Consider the following 3,127-nt stretch of genomic DNA (forward strand, 5'->3'; position numbering starts at 1 on the left):
TAAATATACGCTGATGATTCATGATGATAGCTTAGAAAGTCTAGAACACGTTGATCAAGGTCTACTAGAAAAGTATTCACCAACCGAGCAGCAAAAGATTACTCGCGCAGTCAAAGATTTGCGAACAATCATGGCTGTGAAGCAAGTTATTCAAACCCAATACCAGGAAGTTTTAAGAAGAGCCTTTCCTAACGGCGATTTTAATGAATTACCAATGATTAAACAGGAACAGGCCTATACAGCAGTGATGTACTATGATCCAGCTTTAAAACCATGCAAGGTTGAAACAATCGCACAATGGCAGGAAACCCCACCGCGAGTTTTCAATACCCAAGAGCATCTGCAAGGACTAGCTTATCTATCGGGACAGCTCAGCTTAGATCAGTTAGAAAATCATCACTTACAACGGGTTTTAAAGCATGATGGCACTAAACAACTCTTTTTTGGCGAATGCAAAGCCGATCCGACGATTAAGAACAGTCAAATCGAGAAAATCCAAAAGCAGTCAAAAGAGCAACGAGCCAAGGACGATCAGTACAGAAAAGCAAATATGGGGCATTATCAACCGCTAAATTATAAGCCAGTTAGTCCAGACTATTACTTAAAGACGGCCTTTAGTGATGCAATCATGACTGTTCTATATGCTCGTGATGAAGATTACCAACGGCAAAAGCAAGAACGTGGACTGAAAGAAACCGAGTGGGAAATGACGAAAAAGCAGCGGCAACACCAAACCCGGAACCGGCATGAAGATGGGGGCATGCACTTGTAATTTAAATGTTCAACTTAAATTTTACAATCTGACTTATAAAAAAAGAATTGAGGTGACGATTAATAAAAATGAGCGAAAGTGAAATCAACCTCTTTGACGAACAGCAATTTAAGAGTACCGATAAAAAATTTAAACTCAGGGCTACTAAGGTTGATGGTGATCTAATCAAGTCTAAGGATAGGGTTCAACACCATGGGGAGGTTTTTACACCTAAATGGATGGTTAAAAAAATGCTATCCGAGCTATCTATTCAAGAAAAGCTACACGATTTACATGCTACTTTCTTTGAGCCAAGTGCTGGTGAAGGGGCATTTTTAAAAGAAATATTGCACCAGAAACTTGATTATGTGGACCAAATATCCAATAAGAGCTCATGGAAAAATAATGCCTTGTGGGCTTTAATGAGCATTTATGCAATCGAATTACTCGAAGATAATTTGGTCAAAGCAAAACGTACAATGTTAGATGTTTTTATTAATCATTATAAAGCGTTTATGCAAAAAAGAACTCAGTATTAATACCGATCTATATAAATCAGCAAAATATGTTATCAACGTAAATATTGTCCAAGGAAACACACTCACGTTTAAAAACTCAGAGAATAAGTTAATTGAGTTTAGAGAATGGATGCCATCCGGAAATAAAGTAGAGCAGTCTAAATTTACGTATAAATCATTATTTAATAATGGAGATATAGATGATGTCAATGCCAGTGAGGGTCAAATGAGTCTTTTTGATGATCCTGAAGACAGCGATTCTAAAAAGAACAAGCTAACACGGTTAACTAGAGAATATTAGCCGTCAAAATACGCTGAACTGAGTTTGTCGAAATACCGGTGAGACTGGCGATAGTCTTAGCCGGGAGTGATTTACTGGCTAGCTTCAGCACATGAGTCGCTAGTCCGTGACCGATGGCGTGGTTGGTTGATACCACTGGAGTGGTGGCCATACAAGTGCTATGGCAGTTACTACAACGCCAGCGTTGCTTGTTTAGCTCTAGAATTACGGGCCGGTCCATGGGTCATGCAATGTGGACATGAGTGAGCTTGTGTCCGTTAGGGTGCAACGTATTGTATCCACAGCTGGGACAGCGCCTGAGTGTGTAGGTAAGCTCTGCCTGGATGACCAAATACTTTTTGCGACCCGAGCCCCGACCATGAAATTCCTCACGAGTACCGAACACCTGAATGTTTGTGTCTGTAATTCCCAGTAATTTAAGTGTATTATCCAGTTGAGACATCTATTCCTACCCCGCTTATCTTGAGTTTCGTCGCTTAAAGCATAGCACTAGGGAGGCTTAGATGCCTTTTTTTGTTATCAAAAAGGGCCTAGTACTTTTGGAATGGAAATACTTTCCAACACCAAAAATTCTAGACCCACATTAAAAAAGCAGAATTGAATTGGCAACTTGTCAATCCTTTTTTATTAGCCTATTTCACCTAGTTTTAATGACTAGATAATATGGTATAATTGTTTATAGGGAGTGATGACAATGCCATCCATTAACGAAGAGTACGGCTTATATGAAAAATGGGAAGATAAGTTAAAGACAGTTGAACTACCGCTTTGGGCAGAATTACCTAAATTTGAACTATATATGGATCAAGTGACCGCTTTGGTAAATGAAACGTTGGGGCCAATTGGCGTAGACAGCGTCACGCCGGCAATGATTAATAACTATGTTAAGCATAAAGCTATTATGGCACCGGTTAAAAAGAAGTATCAAACCATGCAGATTGCAGATGTCATCTTAATTAGCTTACTAAAGCCGACATTTTCATTGGAAACGATTCGCCATGGAATCGATCAGGTAACGGCTAATATTTATCCGCAACAAGCTTATGATAACTTTATTAAGCGACTCATGTTCTCATTTAAAAATATGTCTAATCGAAATGGGCAGGCGTTAGAGGAAAAAAATTTAAATGACAAATTAATGCAGGTAGCAGTTAATGTCATAATTGATCGGTTACAGTCTGAAACATTATTAAAGATCATTGAAAAGCCATTGACGAAAATCAGCAAGTAGTGAAATCATTCACATATAAATAATGGAACCGTTTTCATGAAAAGAGCACCCACTAGATGGGTGCTCTTTTTCGTCTTTAGCTGCTGCTAAAGGGATGCAACTGAATGAAAAAGCTCTTGTGATTTAGTAAACAAAAGCATTTACTTTTAAAAAAATCGTGGTATAGTTATTTTTGTGAAATAGATAACAAAGAATTTTTCAGAAAGAATTTTCACGGAGGCTAACTAACGCGTAGTGCTAGTTTCGTAATATAGCTCAGGCAGTTCACTAATCTATTCTAAGCCCACTTTTTCCTTGAATTAAATTGCTATGAACCTTGATGACAT

At 38.3% G+C, this 3,127-nt stretch carries 2 protein-coding genes and 2 pseudogenes; 3 read left to right on the forward strand and 1 reads right to left on the reverse strand.

Features of this window, described 5'->3' with window-relative positions; translation table 11 throughout:
* Both FFM73_RS12225 and FFM73_RS13055 read left to right on the forward strand, forming a co-directional pair.
* Positions 1-772: pseudogene (locus tag FFM73_RS12225) on the forward strand (MobQ family relaxase); the annotation flags it as partial.
* Positions 773-840: 68 nt separating this feature from the next.
* Positions 841-1,290, forward strand: a complete 450-nt coding sequence (locus FFM73_RS13055; protein WP_235874516.1) for a hypothetical protein — start codon at positions 841-843, stop codon at positions 1,288-1,290.
* A gap of 272 nt (positions 1,291-1,562) precedes the next feature.
* On the opposite strand, the pseudogene FFM73_RS12235 reads toward FFM73_RS13055, so the two are convergent.
* Positions 1,563-2,012: pseudogene (locus FFM73_RS12235) on the reverse strand (transposase family protein); the annotation flags it as partial.
* A 252-nt stretch (positions 2,013-2,264) separates the two neighbouring features.
* On the opposite strand from FFM73_RS12235, the gene FFM73_RS12240 reads away from it, so the two are divergent.
* The gene (locus tag FFM73_RS12240) at positions 2,265-2,801 is read left to right on the forward strand and encodes a DUF1836 domain-containing protein (RefSeq protein ID WP_137631922.1); all 537 of its coding nucleotides are present in this window, start codon (positions 2,265-2,267) and stop codon (positions 2,799-2,801) included.
* The last annotated feature ends 326 nt before the right edge of the window (positions 2,802-3,127 follow it).

Origin of the sequence: Secundilactobacillus hailunensis (genome assembly GCF_005405185.1) — a bacterium.
Lineage (GTDB): Bacteria > Bacillota > Bacilli > Lactobacillales > Lactobacillaceae > Secundilactobacillus > Secundilactobacillus hailunensis.